The organism is Limnohabitans sp. (assembly GCF_030158565.1).
Lineage (GTDB): Bacteria > Pseudomonadota > Gammaproteobacteria > Burkholderiales > Burkholderiaceae_C > Limnohabitans_A.
On record NZ_JAOASQ010000036.1, the window covers coordinates 23,714 to 40,757 of the forward strand.

Genomic DNA, 17,044 nt, shown 5'->3' on the forward strand with positions numbered 1-17,044 from the left:
GACCTTCACCCAGGCTGGTCGGCTGAACTAGACTTCAGCCCGCAGCGGTATCTGCCCTAACCGGTGGGTACCGCTTTTTTTCATCAAGGAATGATTTTGAAAAAACTATTGGAAACGGTCTGCGGCATTTTGGCCGGACTGGCGCTTTTTGCCATCATGGTGCTCACCTTCTTGGACGTGAGTGGTCGAAAAATGCTCAACCACTCCATCACCGGATCGCTGGAGTTGACCGAACTTTTGATGGTGGTGGTGATCTTTGGCGCCCTCCCCCTTGTCTCTGAGCGCGGTGAACATGTGGTGTTCGACTCTTTGGATGCACTCGTGCCCGATGCCCTGAAAAGAGTTCAAAGGGCCTTGGTGCATCTGCTGTGTGCGGCAGCCCTGATGGCGCTGGGCTGGCTGATGTGGCAAACCGGTACAGATTTCATGGCCAGTGGCGAAACCACCGCCCAACTCAAAATTTTGAAAGCGCCTTTCATTTACGGCATGGGCTTGCTGTGCGGCTTCACCGGCCTCATCCATCTGAGCCTGATACTGCGCCCACTGGATCATGAAGAAACCGAAGGAGGCGCCCTGTGATTGAAGCCCTGATTGGATTTTCGGCCATTTTTGTTCTGGCCCTGTTGCGCATTCCCCTGGCCTTTTCAATGGGCCTGGTTGGCCTGGTGGGCATTGGCTTGACCCGAGGCTGGATCCCCGCCATGGCCAGCACCGCACAAGTGGTCTATGACACCGGTTTCGCCTACACCTTGTCGGTCATCCCCTTGTTCATCTTGATGGGCAACTTCGTGGCCCGAGCAGGTCTGGCGCACGAACTGTTCCATGCGGCCTACACCTTCATCGGTCACCGCCGTGGTGGTCTGGCGCATGCCACCATCGCTGCGTGTGCAGGTTTTGGTGCCATTTGTGGCTCGTCCATTGCCACCGCCGCCACCATGAGCAAAGTGGCCTACCCGTCCATGAAAAAACTGGGCTACAGCGACGCCATGTCCACCGGCGTGATCGCCGCCGGCGGCACTTTGGGCATCATGATTCCACCGTCCACCATCATGGTGATCTACGGCATCATCACCGAGACACACATTGGCAAACTGTTTGCTGCCGGCGTGATCCCTGGTGTGTTGACGGCTGCGCTGATGATGGTGGCCGTGGTCATCATGACCTCGCGCAACCCCGAGCACGCGCCCGCAGGCGAAAAGTTCAGTTGGTCCGAGCGCTGGGCAGCTTTGCGCGGCATCTGGGGCGTTTTGTTGCTGGTGGTCGTTGTGTTGGGCGGCATTTATGGCGGCTTTTTCACGGCCACAGAAGGCGCCGGCATGGGGGCCATGGGCGCGTTCTTGTTTGCGCTGGCCCGACGGGCCCTCAGCTGGAAAACATTGTTCCAGGTGCTGGTTGAATCGGCGCGAACCACCGCCATGCTGTTCACCTTGCTGATCGCTGCGACGATTTTTGCCAACTTCGTGAACTTCACCAGCATGCCCATGGAGCTCAAAGAATGGATCACCCATCTGGGCCTGTCGCCCATCATGATCGTGGCGGCCATGATGCTGATCTACATCCTGTTGGGCACGGTGATGGAAGAGCTCACCATGGTGCTGTTGACCATTCCACTGTTTTTCCCGATCGTGATTCAACTGGGCTTTGATCCGGTGTGGTTCGGCGTGCTGATCGTGATGGTCATCCAGATCGGCCTGATTTCACCCCCTGTGGGCATGAACCTGTTTGTGCTCAACACCTTGTTGCCCAAAGTCGGCTTGCTGACCATCTTCCGTGGCGTCTGGCCACTGGTGCTGGTGCTCATCGTCACCTTGGGCATTTTGTTGGCATTCCCCGGCCTGAGCCTGTGGCTGCCGTCCATGATGGATTGAACGAAAAACATGCCCAAGAAAAAGGCTCGCCACAGGCGAGCCTTTTTTCTGACGCTCTCCAATTGGCATCAGGGGGGAGGTTGCAGGTGCACCACACGCTGTGGATAAGGAATTTCAATCTGGTGTGCCTTCAGGGCTTTCAAGATGGCCAGATGAATGTCGGACTTCAAATTGAGCAAACCACTGGCAGGGTCTTCAAACCAATAACTGACCGTGAATTCCAGTCCATCAGCGCCAAAGGCTGACAAAGCGACAGAAGGGGCGGGATCAGCCAGGACACGCTCTTGTGACGAGCACGCCTGCAACAAAAGGCCGATCACCTGATCGACCGGTGAATCGTAGGCCACCAGCACAATCACTGTCTGTGCCAGTTTGGCGTCACTCAAGGTCATGTTCTCCACGCGCTGGGTGATCATCAACTCGTTGGGCACGATGGACTCACGGCCATTGGGCGATCGAATCACGGTGTAGCGGGCCTTGATGTCGGTGATCCGGCCTTCAAAGCCATCGACTTTGACCGTATCGCCAATGCGCACACTGCGCTCGGCCAGGATCACAAAACCACTGACGTAGTTGGCCGCGAGCTTTTGCAGACCAAAGCCAATGCCCACGCCAACAGCACCGCCCAGCACCGACAAGGCCGTCAAATCAATGCCCACGGAAGACAACGCCATCAGCAAGCCCACAAACATGAGCATGGCTCGCACGGTGTTGCTGATGACTTTGCGCAAGGACAAGTCACTGCCCGTGGCCGACTTGAGCAAGCGCGCTTCAATGGCCGCCGAAATCCACAACACCACGATCAGCACAGCACCGGCAGTCAATGCGCCTTCGATCAAAGTGCGCACCGAGACCAAGGTGCCTCCCAACTTCCAATGGATCTGCTCGAGCTCACCCAGCACCAAGGGCAAGATGCCCGTGACCCACAAAACCACACAAGCCCAAGCCAGCCATGAAATGGTGCGTTCCAACGCCCGCACAAAAACGGCACCAGAAAAAGCCACCTGAAGCACCTTCACCCCAAGGCGAATCACGGCCAAAGATGTGCAAACGGGCAGCAAAATATCAAACACTGCAAGCGGATGATCCTCTGTCAACAGCGTACGGGCCACAAAGGTCAGGCCCAGCAACAAGATGGGAAACAAGACCCCATCCACCAACTGGTGTCCCAGCAAAATCTTCAGCTCATGGCCGCGCAGCAAACGCCGCAAACCCCAAACCATGAGCCAGGCCAAAAACAAACACAGGGCAAAGGCAGCCAATGCCTGCAATGACTCTGGGCGAGCCAAGGAGTCCAACCAGGCCATGGGATCGGCCACATGGACGGTTTTCAGATTCGCCATGAGGGATCCCTTTTCTCAATAAAGGCTTGAACGCCCTCTTGCGCCACATCGTGCACCATGTTGCAAGCCATGGTTTGACCTGCCAACTGGTAGGCCGCCTCGATGCCCATCTCGCGCTGCGTGTAAAACAACTGTTTGCCCATGCGCACCGCTTCACGGGGTTTGGCCAAGATCGCATTCACCAACTCGTCCACACGGGCATCCAGCTCCTGCGGTGGAGACACGCGGTTGATCAAACCGCGCTGGCAAGCCTCATCGGCCGAGACAAAGCCGCCCGTGAGCAACATTTCCATGGCCTGTTTGGCGTGCATATTGCGCACCAGCGGCACGCTGGGTGTGGCGCAAAACAAGCCGACATCGATGCCGTTGACGCCAAACTGAACGCCCTGCGCGGCCACCGCCAAATCACATTGCGCCACCAACTGACAACCCGCTGCCGTGGCCACGCCTTGCACTCTGGCGATCACAGGCACGGGCAAGTTCTGAATGGACAGCATCATGCGCGTGCACTGGGCAAACAGCTTTTGGTAATACGCCAGCTCAGGCTGGGCGCGCATTTCTTTGAGGTTGTGGCCTGCACAAAAGGCCTTGCCTGTCGCCCCCAAGACCACGACACGCGCATCGGCGTCTTGCGCGATCTGATGGAACGCGCTTTGCAAGGCCTCCAGCATGGCCTCGCCCAGAGTGTTGAAGCTGGCGGGGCTGTTCAGGGTGAGTCGGTGCACGCCGCGCGCATCGCGCTCGTGCAGCAAGATGTTGGTGTTTTCAGCAGGTGAGTTCATGCACTCGATTGTGCACAAAGAAGGGCTGGCCTGCGGCAAGCTGGGCAGCCGCTCACACGTCCGCCAGAACCCTCAAATGCGCTTCCACGCTGCGGCTCAGAGCGCTGAGGCTGTAGCCGCCTTCCAGGCAACTGACGATGCGCCCCTGGGCATGGCGCAGGGCCACATCCTTGATGCGCTGGGTGATCCAAGCGTAGTCTTGCTCGACCAGGCCCATTTGCCCCATATCGTCTTCGCGGTGGGCATCAAAACCGGCACTGATGAAAATCAGCTCGGGCTTGTGCGCTTCCAGCCTGGGCATCCACATCATGTCGACCAGCTCGCGAATGTCCATGCCACGGGTGTAGGCCGGCACCGGCAAGTTCAGCAGATTGGATGCGGTCGATTGCGAGCCGCCCTCGGGGTAAAAAGGGTGCTGAAAAAAGCTGACCATCAAGATCCGCTCATCTCCGGCCACGATGTCTTCGGTGCCATTGCCGTGGTGCACATCAAAGTCGACAATCGCCACCCGTTTCAGGCCGTGGCGCTCCACCGCGTGCTTGGCCGCAATGGCCACGTTGTTGAAAAAGCAAAAGCCCATGGCCTTGTCGCGGCAAGCGTGATGGCCCGGCGGGCGGGTGGCGCAGAAGGCGTTTTCCAATTCGCCCGCCATGACGGCGTCTGTCGCCTCGATGGCCGCGCCCGCAGAAACCAAGGCGGCATCCCAGGTGTGCACGTTGATCGAGGTGTCCGAATCCAGCGCGGTATGGCTGGGGCCTCCGGCGGCCATGTCGTCGCGCAAGTTGTCACTCAAGCCACGCAGGGCGGCCACGTGCATGCGCCCATGGGCCAACTCGATGTCGGCCAGTGCGGCCGGTCCCGCCTCGCGGCGCTGCAAAGCCATGTCCAGACCGGTGATCAACAAGCGGTCCTCAATGGCGCTGAGCCGCTCGGGGCATTCGGGGTGGCCAGCGCCCATCTCGTGCTTCATGCACTGGGGGTGAGTGAAATAACCTGTAGCGCCCATACGGCTTGTCTTTCTGCCAAAGCGGAGTCCCTCGGGACTGTTGCTTTTCTTGAATTTTTCGAATTGATGGCCCAGCTTATCACGCGCCATCTTGCACAAGTCTGAGCCAAATCATGCCCGGCGGCCATTAAACTGCCTGCATGCATTTTGAAACGCCATTGCGCCATCCAGGCCTCAAACAACTGCCCCTCATCGGCGGCCTTTGCGCAGCCCTGTTTTTGACCTCGCCCCCAGCCTTGGCTCAAAAGGCCCCACACAACAGCACGCACGCCAAATCTGGCAAATCACACAAAGCCAAACCCAGCACGAAGCACACAGGCTCCCCCCTCAGCGATGACATCCATGTGATGGCCTGGGCCCGGGAAGCGGCAGCACGCTTGCAACTGGACCCTTCGTGGCTGCAAAGAACAATGGCACACGCCCAACGCCTGCCGTTGGTGGAAAAACTGGTTCTGCCCCCCGCCTCACCCACGGCGAAAGACTGGTCTGCGTACAGCGCCCGCTTCATAGAGCCCACACGCATCCAAGCTGGCGCACGATTTTGGCGCAAACACCAAAGCACCCTTGAGAGGGCCGAACGGGAATTTGGCGTACCCGCCGCCATCGTGGTCGGCATCATCGGCGTAGAGACCCTTTATGGCCAAAACACCGGCAACTTCCGTTTGGTGGATGCGCTGGGCACCTTGGCCTTTCATTTCCCGCAGGCTCACCCCCGTGCCACGGAAAGGCAGGCATTTTTCCGCAGCGAGCTGGAGCACTTTTTGGTACTGAGTGCGCGCAGCGGCGCAGACCCCTTGTCGATTCGCGGCAGCTATGCAGGAGCCATGGGCTTGCCGCAGTTCATGCCATCCAGTTGGGCCAAATACGCGGTGGATTTCGATGGGGACGGTCGCGTCGACCTCTTCGCCAGCCCCGCAGATGCGATTGGCTCAGTGGCCAATTACTTCAAAGCCTTCCAGTGGCGCACCGGCATGCCCACGCACTACCCGGTGAGCCTGAGCGACCAAACCGACATGGACAGCTTGTTGGCACCCGACATCCTGCCCACCTTCAGCGTGACCAGCTTCACCGCCAAAGGCGCAGGCCTGAATGGCACGGCATTGGTGCACCCCGGGCCCCTGGCTCTGATCGAACTGCGCAATGGCAGCAACGCCCCAAGCTATGTGGCGGGCACAGAAAACTTCTATGCGATCACCCGGTACAACTGGAGCAGTTATTACGCCATGGCGGTGATTGAGTTGGCGGAGGCGGTGGCGCGTGAGGTCAAGAACACGCCTTGACCATTCCACGAATACCGATTGAAAGTCGGCATACAGTCAGGGAATGAATCTCACTTCGCCCTCTTTTCAATATCGGACTGGCTTCATGGCGGGCTTTTTTGTCCTGGTCATGTCGGGCCAAACTGCCCTTGGAGCCAGCTTGTTTGGTGACCATTCTTGCCAGTCATGGCAGGGCCTTGGTTACGCTGAAAAGCGTGCATGGACGAATGCCTTTTTGGCACCGCTGAGTTTGACGCTCAAAGGTCTTCATAAAAGCAAAGAGGACAAATACAACGACGATCCCAAGGCCCATGAACCCGCCATCATCGACGTGGATGCGCATTGCTTGAAGCATCCAGACTCGGGTGCTGCCGATGGTGCGGGCCGCTATCTGAAAAAGCTGTTTGACATGCCGCCAACTTGACGTTCAGGCCACACAACTGACTTTGCGCTTCTCCATCACCTGGCATTATTTCAAGCGCCTTGAACGGAACGGCAACTGCATTGACCGAGGTTCTCGAAATGCGTACCCCCATACACTCGACAGCCATGAACCCTCTCAATCCCAAAAAACTTTTACTGAGCAAATGGACCGCCGTCCAGCCCATCGCCAAGCAAAAGCACTTCTTGGTCAGCCGGGTGATTCAACCCGATCAGCCCACGGATCCGATTGAGCGGGTAGAAATCGAAGCGGTGTTTTCCAAGGCGGTGCAGGTAATTGGTTGGCGTGAATTGCAAGACGACAGTGTCTGGCGGCAGGGTTGGATCTGATCTGCACCATCGGCATATAGCCACAGACAGGCTTTTGCCATGATGGCAGCCCCGTCTTGGTTCAGGCGGGCAACCATGAGCAAATTGTCTAGTCGAACAGTGGCGGGTATGAGGAGTTCCTGCCCTTCAAAACGATCAAGCCAGGGACCCCAACACCTTTGATCAAGACCGACAAACCCATTCCGATTTCCCATGAATTATTTGGCAGAAAGATCAGTTTGAAGGACTGATCTCGATCAGCTGAGGGTGACCAGTTAGCTCATCATGAAGGATGGTTTGGAGCGAAGGCACATCGACTAGCGATCAGTACAAAAAGATGCACCAAGTCATGGAAGAAGCTGGCGACATGGATGGGATTTTTTCAATCACCTGGTGGCTTTCGTCGATTCTGAATGAAGGTAACCGTTCCTTGATTGCGTCACCTTAGGACGCCCACAAATGACACGGTCATGCTCGAATGTATTTGCAGTTGAAGGCCAAATGGACACCGAACTACAGATCTAAAACTTTGGACATAGATCAATTTTCGTATTCACAAAATTCCCTCTGTTCGTAACACTGCGCTGTACCGGATTCAACACAAGCGTCATGAAAACCAACTCGTTCAGCCGTGCATTCACCATCGGCATAGCCTTTATTTCAGCAGCAAGCCTTTCGATTTTTTTATCAACATCCCTTTCTCCGGTGTCAGCCCAAAAATTTCCTGTAATCGGTGAGGACGAAAACGAGTTCGTTTTCTCCGGGAATTGCCATAACGGGGAGTCCTACCGAATGTTTTATTACAGCAAAGTCGTTGATGGCCAAAGGTACCCGTTCTACGACTACGAAGGACCAGCAGGCAAAGGTACCGTCAGCACACGGGCCACGCCACGGACCATGTTCGTCCGTGTTTGCACGAAACTGGCCGAGATCATCAATGACCATTGACAGCCAGGCGGATGGGGGCAGTTTGGCGCTTTGAACCTAAGTTTTATTGCGATGGGCTGGGGTGGAGTTGTAAGATGATCAGCAACATGGACGTCCAGCCTTTCCAATCCCTGCTGATCATCGACGATCATCCGATTTACAGAGAAGCACTGGTTGAACGCTTGACGCAGGAGTTCCAGGCCCAAGAAATTGAAGTGCTTGGCGCCAGCAGCGCTGCCGAGGGGCTCGAGATCCTGGACCATGGCCATAAACAGTGGATCATCTTGCTGGACATCCTGATGCCGGGGCTCAGTGGTGTGGCCTCGATCAAAGTCTTTAAAACCAAGCACAACGTTGCCCATGTGATTGCGGTCTCCGGCCTCGATGAGAACGCTTGGGAGCCCCGGGCAGTAGCCGCTGGCGCAACGCTTTTCCTGTCCAAAAACAACACCTCTGACCGCATCATCGGCAAAATCAAATCTTTGCTCGATGCAAGCCCAAGCTTGAAAGTCTTGCCCAAAGAAGTCGGGCCTCAAGCGTACCGGTTGACCCAACGCCAATTGGAAGTCCTGCAGCTCATTGCCCTGGGCCACCCTAACAAAGTGATTGCGGACTATTTGGACATCAAGGAACAGACCATCAAGATTCACATCAATCAGATCTTCAAAGAGTTGAGGGTGTTCAACCGAACGCAAGCGGTCTTGAAGGCGCAAAAAAGCAATTTACTGACGGCACCCATCCCTCCGATTCCTGAATCCATTTGAGCTTGGAGAGGCTGGGCCATGGAGCGGTGAATCCCACACGCGTGATCACCAGCATGTCTTTCTTCGAAGAACAGTCAGCATCGTCCGAGCCGATGGATTTGCGCCAAGTCCAGCAAGTGGCGCTTGAAAAAATCCGCTACATGCATGGGTTCGCCAAAACATCGACCCCTGCCACCGTCATTGCCCCCTTGCTTTGCATTCCCTTGTTCGACAGCGTTGATCTGGGAAATAACTTCCACATCTGGCTCGGACTGATGGCTGTGGCCGTACTGATCAGAATTTTCCTGGTTCGCTCCATCCGACTCGATGATGACGCACACAAAAATTTCGTTAAATTGAACTGGGCCGTGGGCATCGTGACCTCGGTTTGGGGCTTGGGTTGGCTGATGCTGGTCCCGGGCATGGACCCCGTCAATTACCTGATTTACCAAGTCATCTCATTGACCGTGCTGTTTGTGGGCATGGTGGGCTACTGCGTGCATTGGCAAACGTTTTTCAGTTTCGCACTGCCCCTGAAGATCACGGAACTGCTGTTCATCATCGTTCACAGTCAATTCATCATTTGGCCCATCGCGATCGGCTCATTGGTCAACTTTTACCTCGCCCTCAAGATGGGATTTTTCTTTTCCAAGTCTTGGGAAAAGTCGATTGCGCTGCGATTCAAAAACGAGAAGTTGTTCGACCAATTGGTGCAAGAAAAGAATGTCTCTGTCGCCGCGAACATCGCCAAATCAGAATTCATCGCCACCGCCAGCCACGACCTTCGCCAGCCGATGCAAGCCATCAACATCTTCATTGAACTGCTCAACTTGAACAACCTCAAGGAGGTCGAAAAGTCGATTTTCCTGAAAATGCGCTCCAGCATCACGGTGCTCAACAAAATGTTCAACACCCTGCTGGACATCAGCAAACTCGACTCAAAACTGGACACGGCTTATGCTTCCTTTGAGTTGGATGCCATGCTGGATGATTTGATTCCATCCTTCCAGCAGCTCGCTGTCGAGAAGAAGTTGGACCTGCGGTTCAACCATGAGCACTTTCAGGTTTACGGCGACGCCAACCTCCTGAGCCAAGTGCTGATCAACCTGCTGTCCAACGCCGTTCAGTACACCACCAGAGGCGGCATCACGGTCAATTTCAGCGATGAACAGGGCATGCTGGTCTTGACCGTGGCAGACACGGGCTGCGGTATTCCCGAAGAGGATTTGCCATTCATCTACAAGGAGTTTTTCCGATCACAACGCTCTCGCCCACAACACGACGGTCTGGGCTTGGGTCTGTCGATTGTCAGCCGCATCCTGCACAGAACCGGTGGCACGGTATCGGTTCAAACCGAGAAAGACAAAGGGACGGTTTTCAGTGTCCACACCAATTTCGAGATCACGGGATTGATTGACAGTGCCACACCACCCGCGGCTGGCCCACTCGCATTGCCACAGGCCTCGTCCATGGACTCGACCGAAACCATGCACTTGGGCATTCTCGAAAATGACAGTGCTCTGATGTATGCCTACATCGAGTTTTTCGTCGGTCAAGGGTATGTGGTGCATCCCATCCCGCACGATGAGGCTGAATTCACGAGTGCCCTGATGACCATCCCAAAGCTGGACTTCATCCTTTCCGATTACCGACTGGGCGACAAGGACGGCATCTATTTCATCGAACAACTGAGGGAAGAATTCAACCAATCCATTCCCGCTTGCATCGTGACGGCCGACACAGCACCTCAACACCTGACCTTGTTCAAACAACTGGACATCGAGGTGCTTTACAAGCCGATGGACATCGCCAGCATTGCCAAGTTCGTGGCCAGCCGCATCGGCTGACTTTTGACGAAAGGCGTTAACCGCCGTGCGCAACCATCGCCTTGCCCACTTCCAGCGTGCCTTGCGCAGAGCCCGACAGCGGGACGGTCTCTCCTTGACGATCGGTCACCTGGGCCAAGGCGGCAGCCAAGCGCTCTGGCGTGTCAGGGGTCAGGCCCAAGTGCACGCCCTGGGTCAGAGTGATGTGGGCCACTTCAAAGCTGCCGGCACCGGCGCAGATGATGGTGCGGTTGGGCGCTTGCTCGCTGGCCATGACCAGCATGGCGGGCACCACGGCCTGTGGCTCCAGGGCTTTGAGCACCGCTTCGGGCATCAGGCCTTCGGTCATGCGCGTGGCAGCGGTAGGGGCCAAGCAATTGACACGGATGCCGTGCTTTTCGCCTTCGATCGAGAGGGTCTGCATCAGACCGGCCAAAGCCATCTTGGCCGCGCCGTAGTTGGCCTGGCCAAAATTGCCGTACAAGCCGCTGGACGAGGTGGTCATCACGATTCGCCCATAGTTTTGCGCTTGCATGATGGGCCAAACGGCCTTGGAGCAATGCACCGCGCCCATCAGGTGCACATCGACCACCAGGCGGAAATCGGCCAGGTCCATCTTGGCAAAGCTCTTGTCGCGCAAGATGCCGGCGTTGTTGACCAGAATGTCGACCCGGCCCCAAGTGTCCACGGCCTGTTGGACCATGGCCTGCACGGCTTCAAAATCGGTGACGGACGCGCCATTGACGATGGCTTCGCCACCGGCGGCGCGGATTTCATCCACCACGGCCTGCGCAGCGGACACCGAGCCCCCCACACCGTGCACATCGCCGCCCAGATCGTTCACGACCACTTTGGCCCCACGGGCGGCCAGCGCCAGCGCATGTTGTTTGCCCAGGCCGCCGCCTGCGCCTGTGACGATCGCCACGCGGCCTTTGAAATCGATGCTCATGAAAATCTTTCTTGTGAAATGCTGGGGTTCAATCGGTGACAGGTCTGCTCGCAGCCATCTGCTAATCTGAAGCCATGAACACACACCTGCTTGCAGTCCACTGTAAATCAGCCCGAGCTCTGGCTCTGTTACCCGCTTGACACCTGCCCCATGGAACTGAACACCGAAATCATCACGACGCCCCCCGCTGACGCGGCCACCGTGGTCTTGTTGCGCGACACAGCCGATGGCCTGCAGGTTTTGCTGCTCAGGCGCCACCAGGCCTCCAATGTGCTGGGCGGGGCCTATGTTTTTCCGGGCGGCAAGCTCGACGTGGCCGATCAGCACCCCGAGGTCTTGTCCCGTTTGAGCCAGAGCAGCGACCACCTGCATGAGCGACTGGCAGAACCCGAATTGCCGCCAACACAAGCGGCGGGGCTGTTTGTGGCGGCGATGCGCGAAGCCTTTGAAGAATGCCGCGTTTTGCTTGGACAAGTCGAAAACGGCAGCGCCGACCTGAACGCCCTGCAAGCGAGCCTCAGCGCCGGCCAAAGCTGGACGCAAGCTTTACAGAGCCACGCCTTGACACTGCAAACCGAAGCCCTGGTGCCCTGGACACGATGGATCACGCCCAAACAGGCCTCGGTGACCAACAAACGCTTTGACACCCGTTTTTTCATCACCCAAGTCCCTGCCGACCAAACCGCTCGCCACGACGAACACGAAACCACCGAAACCCTGTGGATCGGCCCACGCGAAGCCCTGCTGCGTTATTGGGACCGCGAGATCGAGCTGGCCCCACCGCAGATCATGAGCCTGGTTCATCTGTCACGCCACGCCAATGCCCAAAGCGTGCTGGCCGAAGCGAGAAGCCGCAAACCACCCGTGGTGCAGCCCGAGCCCTTTGACCAGGACGGCATCCGGACCATCTGTTACCCCGGCGATCCACGGCACTCGGTGGCCGAGCCCGCCTTCCCCGGACCCAGCCGTTTGATGTTCAAAGACAAACGTTTTGAGCCCGAATCCGGACTGGCCGCATTGCTTGACTAGAATACGTAACTCAAACGTTTCATTTTGTAACGTACACCTCAGCCTTTAATTGCATCAACCCTGTATGAGCCCGTCTGCTGCCCCCACTTACCTGTCCGTCGAAAGGGCCATGGAGTTCATTGGGGACACCAATGGGGTGCTGACCCTGCTCAAGACTTTGCAACAGACCCTCAGCAATGATTTACCCTTGATCGTGGATTTGCTGAACAAGGACGATGTACTGGGCGCCAACCGCGTCCTGCACCAGCTCAAAGGTTTCACACCCGTGTTTTGTGTGGACAGCCTGGTCGAGCGCGTGGTCGCGGTGGAGCAGTTGAGCAAACACGGCGAACCCGCTGAAGTGCGCAACGCTTATGGTCAACTGGCACCGCAGCTGGAGCAGTTGCGCACCGAAGTGGTCGACCATTTGGCACAACACAGCTGACCCCTGGAAGACCTGGATCCCGGGTCAAGCCCGGGATGACATGCCCGAGAAACAGCCGCAATGGTCTCTACGCGGCGCCAAGCCAGCCTGACCAACACGCATGATCGATCAACGCGCAGTTGTCTTGCCACTGCATACGGGTCTTGCCACTGCATACATGTCTTGTCACCCCGTACATGTCTTGTCACCCCGTACTTGATACGGGGTCCACATTCCCCCCGCCGCATGGACCATCAACCATTGCGTGATCTGTGCTGGGTCATGCATCAAACGCAATTCATCAAACGCTTGCTGGGCCTCGGGGTAGACCTTGCGCAGGTAATTGAGCCACTGCTTGAGACGCCCTGAGCGGTGTCGGGGTGCCACCCGCTGGCTGACCCCCACCCAAAACAACTGCATCAAACCGGCAATCACCGCCCAAGGTACAGCGCGGTTGCCCGCTTCATCGGTCTGGCCCGCATCGTGGCGGGCAATGGCCAGCGCCAGCCCCGGGTCAGACACCATGCCGCGCCCGATCATCAGGCGATCGCAACCGGTCACTTCGCGACATCGCAAAGCATCGGCCACGGTCCAGATTTCGCCATTGGCCACCATGGGCAAACGCACGTGCTGGCGCAAGTCGGCAATCCGGTCCCAGTACGCTGGCGGGCGGTAGCCATGGGCCTTGGTGCGGGCGTGCACCACCAGATCGCTGGCACCAGCCGCCTCAATCGCTTGAGCGCAGTCTTCGGCGCGGCGGTCGTCGTTGTAGCCCAGCCGCATCTTGGCCGAGACCGGGATGTGCGCGGGCACCGCCCGGCGCACGGCCGCCACGATTTGGCCCACCAGTTCAGGCTCGTCCAGCAAGACCGCCCCACCCCGGTGCTGGTTCACGGTTTTGGCGGGGCAACCAAAGTTCAGGTCAATGCCGTGCGGCTCCAGCTCGGCCAAAGCCGCCGCGTTGTCGGCCAGGCAGATGGGGTCAGACCCCAGCAACTGCACCCGCACCGGCACGCCCGCCACGGTGCGGCTGTTGTTGAGCAATTCGGGCGCCACGCGGATGAAGGCCCTGCGCGGCAAGACCGTGTTGGTCACCCGGATGAACTCGGTCACGCACAAATCCACCCCACCCACCCGCGTGAGCATGTCCCGCAGCGTGTGGTCGAGCAGGCCCTCCATGGGCGCCAAAAGGATTTTCATGAACGGTGGCGAATGGTGTCAGTGGACAGTGGCTGGCCTTGGGGATGGATCCCGGGTCAAGCCCGGGATGACATGCTGACGCGGGATGACATGCTGACGCGGGATGACATGTTGACGAGGGATGACATGTTGACGCAGGATGACCTGCTGACGTGGAATGACTTGCCTGCCCGAACGGCGCGGCATTTTTGTCACCCCGGGCGAAGACCCGGGGTCCATTGGGGCTGGCCCCATCAGCCCAGTTTGCGCTTGAGGCGGACTTCTTCCACCTTCACGCCGCCCAGTGGCACGGTGCGCGCAGTGTTCATCTCGCGCTTGAAGCCTGCCAATTCATGGAAACGCAGGGTCTGCTCGTGCAACAAAGGCAACCACACGGTCACGTCGGTGCAGTCTTCGTCCTGCAGGCCTTCACGGGCCGCATCCCACAGGGCCAGGCCCACGCCTTGGCCAATGCGCTCTGGGGCGGCGTAGATGGCCCAAATTTCGCCGGTGGTGTTTTTCGATTTCGGATCGCGCGAGCGGTCAAAGCCCACAAAGCCCACGATCTCTTGGCCGTCCACCGCCACGATGACCTGAGGTTCGCCATATTCGATGGCCTCTTTCCAGTACGTCACGCGCTTGGCCATGGGCGTTGCTGCCCAATGTTCGTCGGGCACCTGACCGGCGTAGGCCATGCGGCAAGCATTCAGGTGCAAAGCGGCCACAGCGGCGGCGTCTTGTTGGGAGGCGAATCGGACTTGGATATCGGACATGTTCTTGGCATTCGAAAGGGTCGCAAAGCGCTTGGCGTGACCGGCACAACCGAGCGGAAAACCCGATATTGTCGCCGCATCGGTTATCTTCAGTGGATGAGACTGTTTTTTTCACGCTTGACCAGGCCGACACGCCTGATGGCATGGCCGCTGGCGGCCTGGCTGAGCTTGGTGGCCGCCACAACCATGGCCCAAACGCCCGCCCGATTTGCCGACAACATGGCCGAGCGCACCCGCGCCTGCATGGCCTGCCATGGTGACCAAGGACGGGCCGGACCCGATGGCTATTACCCGCGCCTGGCGGGCAAACCTGCCGGCTATCTGCACAACCAATTGCGCAACTTCGCCCAAGGCCGCCGCCACTACGAACTGATGGCCCGCCTGATCGATCCGCTGACGGACGAGTACCTGGGCGAAATGGCCCGTTATTTCTCATCTCTGGAGCTGCCCTACCCCGCCCCCAGCGCCAGCAATGCGATCACCCCCGAGCGGCTGGCCAAAGGCCAGCAACTCGTGACCCAAGGCGATGCCAGCCGGGGCCTGCCAGCCTGTACCCAATGCCACGGCGCGCGCCTGACCGGTGTGCAAGCCAATGTGCCCGGCCTGCTGGGCCTGCCCCTGGACTACCTGAACGCCCAGCTCGGCGCCTGGCAAACCGGCCAACGCAAAGCCTTGGCCCCCGATTGCATGGCCGAAGTGGTCAAACGCATCCCGGCCGAAGACCTGATCGCGGTCTCCAGCTGGCTGGCCCGCCAGCCCTTGCCGACCGACACCCACCCTGCGGCACAAGCCCCCCAAGGCCAGCCATTGCCCCAAGCCTTGCGCTGCGGCAGCGCCCCTGAACTGCACGGGGGCAAACCATGAAGCCGTCTCGCACAACACGCATCGCTTGGGGACTGATCGGCACGCTGCTGGCCTTGGTGGTTTATGTCGTCGCTGACAACTGGGGCAGCTTTTGGTTTGAACGCGCCAGTGCGCCCACCACAAACCACGTCAGCAAGGAGGGGCACGCTGCACAGATTGAGCGCGGTCAATACCTGGCGCGGGTGGGCAACTGCATCGCCTGCCACAGCGCCAAAGGGTCCACACCCATGGCCGGTGGTCGGCGCATCGACACGCCATTTGGCAGCGTCTTCAGCAGCAACCTCACGCCGGACCCCACAAGCGGCATCGGCCAATGGAACAGCGATGATTTTTGGCAAGCCCTGCACCATGGCCGCTCCAAAGGCAGTCGCCTGCTGGTCCCGGCCTTTCCCTACAACCACACCAGCGTGATCACCCGCGAAGACAGCGATGCATTGCTGGCCTGGTTGCACAGCCTGCCCCCTGTTCAACAGGCCCCCACGCCCCATGCACTGATGTGGCCGGTGGGTACACAGCCCGCCCTCGCGGTGTGGCGCAGCTTGTTTTTCAAACCCACACCCTTTGTGGCGGACACCCGGCAAAGCGCCGAATGGAACCGGGGTGCCTACCTGGTCCAGGGCCTGGGTCACTGCGCGGCCTGCCACAGCCCGCGCAACGCCTTGGGCGCCAGTGGCCCGGTCAATGACCTGTCGGGCGGGCTCATGCCCGTCGTCAACTGGTACGCGCCTGACCTGACGAGCGACCGGGAGACCGGCCTGGCCAGCACGCCCTTGGCCGAAATCGTGCGCCTGCTCCAAACCGGCAGCTCGGCACAGGCCCAAACCAGCGGCCCCATGGCCGAAGTGGTGCAACACGGCACGCAATACATGAACCCCGCCGATTTGCAGGCCATGGCGGTGTACCTTCAATCTCGGGCGCAAAAGGCCAAGGGCACCGACACACCTGCGACACGCGCGCCTGTGAGCCTGCGTGTAGCCGAAATGGGTCTGAAAACCTACGATCGCCACTGCGCCCAATGCCACGGCGAACAAGGCCAGGGTGTGCGCTCATCCAGCGGCCAAATCGCTTACCCGGCCTTGGCAGTCAACCGCGCCGTGCAGTTGCGCGACCCGACCAACCTGGTGCAGCTGGTGCTGTATGGCGGGTACTCACCGGCCACAGCAGGTCACCCTCGGCCCTTTGGCATGCCGCCCTTTGTGCTGGAGCTGGACGACCGCGACATCGCAGCGGTGCTGACGCACCTGCGCACCCAATGGGGCAACCAAGGCGGCGAAGTCACCCCCTTGCAGGTCAACCGGATCCGGGCTTCACAGGACCACTGAGGCACTTCAAGCGCCCAGTAC

18 protein-coding genes are annotated in these 17,044 nt (G+C 58.6%); 12 read left to right on the top strand and 6 right to left on the bottom strand.

Going from position 1 to position 17,044, the window contains the following annotated elements; all coding sequences use genetic code 11:
* Positions 1-90 precede the first annotated feature (90 nt).
* Both Q1W40_RS07380 and Q1W40_RS07385 read left to right on the top strand, forming a co-directional pair.
* Positions 91-579 (top strand): TRAP transporter small permease, encoded by a 489-nt coding sequence (locus tag Q1W40_RS07380; RefSeq protein ID WP_300710551.1) that lies wholly within the window; start codon positions 91-93, stop codon positions 577-579.
* Positions 576-1,868 (top strand): TRAP transporter large permease, encoded by a 1,293-nt coding sequence (locus tag Q1W40_RS07385; RefSeq protein WP_108326518.1) that lies wholly within the window; start codon positions 576-578, stop codon positions 1,866-1,868. The genes Q1W40_RS07380 and Q1W40_RS07385 overlap by 4 nt, the downstream gene beginning before the upstream one ends.
* Before the next feature lie 68 nt (positions 1,869-1,936).
* Here Q1W40_RS07385 and Q1W40_RS07390 read toward each other — a convergent pair whose 3' ends face one another.
* The 3 genes from Q1W40_RS07390 to Q1W40_RS07400 are packed head-to-tail and all read right to left on the bottom strand — an operon-like array spanning position 1,937 to position 4,999.
* Positions 1,937-3,211 carry a mechanosensitive ion channel domain-containing protein gene (locus tag Q1W40_RS07390; protein ID WP_300710554.1) on the bottom strand — a complete coding sequence of 425 codons (1,275 nt, stop codon included), beginning with the start codon at positions 3,209-3,211 and terminating at the stop codon, positions 1,937-1,939.
* On the bottom strand, positions 3,199-3,993 hold the full coding sequence (locus tag Q1W40_RS07395) for an enoyl-CoA hydratase (RefSeq protein WP_300710556.1): 795 nt from the start codon (positions 3,991-3,993) through the stop codon (positions 3,199-3,201). Before Q1W40_RS07395 ends, Q1W40_RS07390 begins: the two co-directional genes overlap by 13 nt.
* 52 nt (positions 3,994-4,045) lie before the next feature.
* On the bottom strand, positions 4,046-4,999 hold the full coding sequence (locus Q1W40_RS07400; protein ID WP_108326689.1) for a histone deacetylase family protein: 954 nt from the start codon (positions 4,997-4,999) through the stop codon (positions 4,046-4,048).
* A 347-nt stretch (positions 5,000-5,346) separates the two neighbouring features.
* Between Q1W40_RS07400 and mltB the strand changes: the two genes are divergently transcribed.
* The 6 genes from mltB to Q1W40_RS07430 all read left to right on the top strand — a co-directional run bounded on the left by mltB (position 5,347) and on the right by Q1W40_RS07430 (position 10,525).
* Positions 5,347-6,279, top strand: coding sequence for a lytic murein transglycosylase B (gene mltB / locus Q1W40_RS07405; RefSeq protein ID WP_315171325.1), 933 nt, complete (start codon positions 5,347-5,349; stop codon positions 6,277-6,279).
* 85 nt (positions 6,280-6,364) lie between these two features.
* Entirely contained in the window at positions 6,365-6,682 is a 318-nt protein-coding gene (locus tag Q1W40_RS07410) for a hypothetical protein (protein WP_300710561.1), read from the top strand.
* A 125-nt stretch (positions 6,683-6,807) separates the two neighbouring features.
* Positions 6,808-7,029, top strand: a complete 222-nt coding sequence (locus tag Q1W40_RS07415) for a TIGR02450 family Trp-rich protein (protein ID WP_108322148.1) — start codon at positions 6,808-6,810, stop codon at positions 7,027-7,029.
* A gap of 588 nt (positions 7,030-7,617) precedes the next feature.
* The gene (locus tag Q1W40_RS07420; protein WP_300710565.1) at positions 7,618-7,956 is read left to right on the top strand and encodes a hypothetical protein; all 339 of its coding nucleotides are present in this window, start codon (positions 7,618-7,620) and stop codon (positions 7,954-7,956) included.
* Between the two features lie 74 nt (positions 7,957-8,030).
* Positions 8,031-8,699, top strand: coding sequence for a response regulator transcription factor (locus tag Q1W40_RS07425; protein WP_300710567.1), 669 nt, complete (start codon positions 8,031-8,033; stop codon positions 8,697-8,699).
* A gap of 53 nt (positions 8,700-8,752) precedes the next feature.
* Positions 8,753-10,525 carry an ATP-binding protein gene (locus Q1W40_RS07430; protein WP_300710569.1) on the top strand — a complete coding sequence of 591 codons (1,773 nt, stop codon included), beginning with the start codon at positions 8,753-8,755 and terminating at the stop codon, positions 10,523-10,525.
* Between the two features lie 16 nt (positions 10,526-10,541).
* Here the strand turns inward: Q1W40_RS07430 and Q1W40_RS07435 are convergent, their stop codons facing one another.
* A complete protein-coding gene (locus tag Q1W40_RS07435) occupies positions 10,542-11,453 on the bottom strand; it encodes an SDR family NAD(P)-dependent oxidoreductase (RefSeq protein ID WP_300710571.1) in 912 nt (303 codons plus the stop codon).
* Positions 11,454-11,603: 150 nt separating this feature from the next.
* Between Q1W40_RS07435 and Q1W40_RS07440 the strand changes: the two genes are divergently transcribed.
* Complete coding sequence (locus tag Q1W40_RS07440) at positions 11,604-12,482, top strand: NUDIX hydrolase (RefSeq protein WP_300710573.1); 879 nt, start codon at positions 11,604-11,606, stop codon at positions 12,480-12,482.
* A gap of 64 nt (positions 12,483-12,546) precedes the next feature.
* Positions 12,547-12,906: an Hpt domain-containing protein gene (locus tag Q1W40_RS07445; RefSeq protein ID WP_300710575.1), complete on the top strand. Its 360-nt coding sequence runs from the start codon at positions 12,547-12,549 to the stop codon at positions 12,904-12,906.
* A 165-nt stretch (positions 12,907-13,071) separates the two neighbouring features.
* Here the strand turns inward: Q1W40_RS07445 and Q1W40_RS07450 are convergent, their stop codons facing one another.
* Complete coding sequence (locus tag Q1W40_RS07450; RefSeq protein ID WP_300710578.1) at positions 13,072-14,085, bottom strand: tRNA-dihydrouridine synthase; 1,014 nt, start codon at positions 14,083-14,085, stop codon at positions 13,072-13,074.
* Positions 14,086-14,318: 233 nt separating this feature from the next.
* Positions 14,319-14,837: a GNAT family N-acetyltransferase gene (locus Q1W40_RS07455; protein WP_300710580.1), complete on the bottom strand. Its 519-nt coding sequence runs from the start codon at positions 14,835-14,837 to the stop codon at positions 14,319-14,321.
* Positions 14,838-14,975: 138 nt separating this feature from the next.
* On the opposite strand from Q1W40_RS07455, the gene Q1W40_RS07460 reads away from it, so the two are divergent.
* Positions 14,976-15,701, top strand: a complete 726-nt coding sequence (locus tag Q1W40_RS07460) for a c-type cytochrome (RefSeq protein WP_300710582.1) — start codon at positions 14,976-14,978, stop codon at positions 15,699-15,701.
* Entirely contained in the window at positions 15,698-17,023 is a 1,326-nt protein-coding gene (locus Q1W40_RS07465) for a cytochrome c (protein ID WP_300710584.1), read from the top strand. Before Q1W40_RS07460 ends, Q1W40_RS07465 begins: the two co-directional genes overlap by 4 nt.
* Positions 17,024-17,044: the final 21 nt, after the last annotated feature.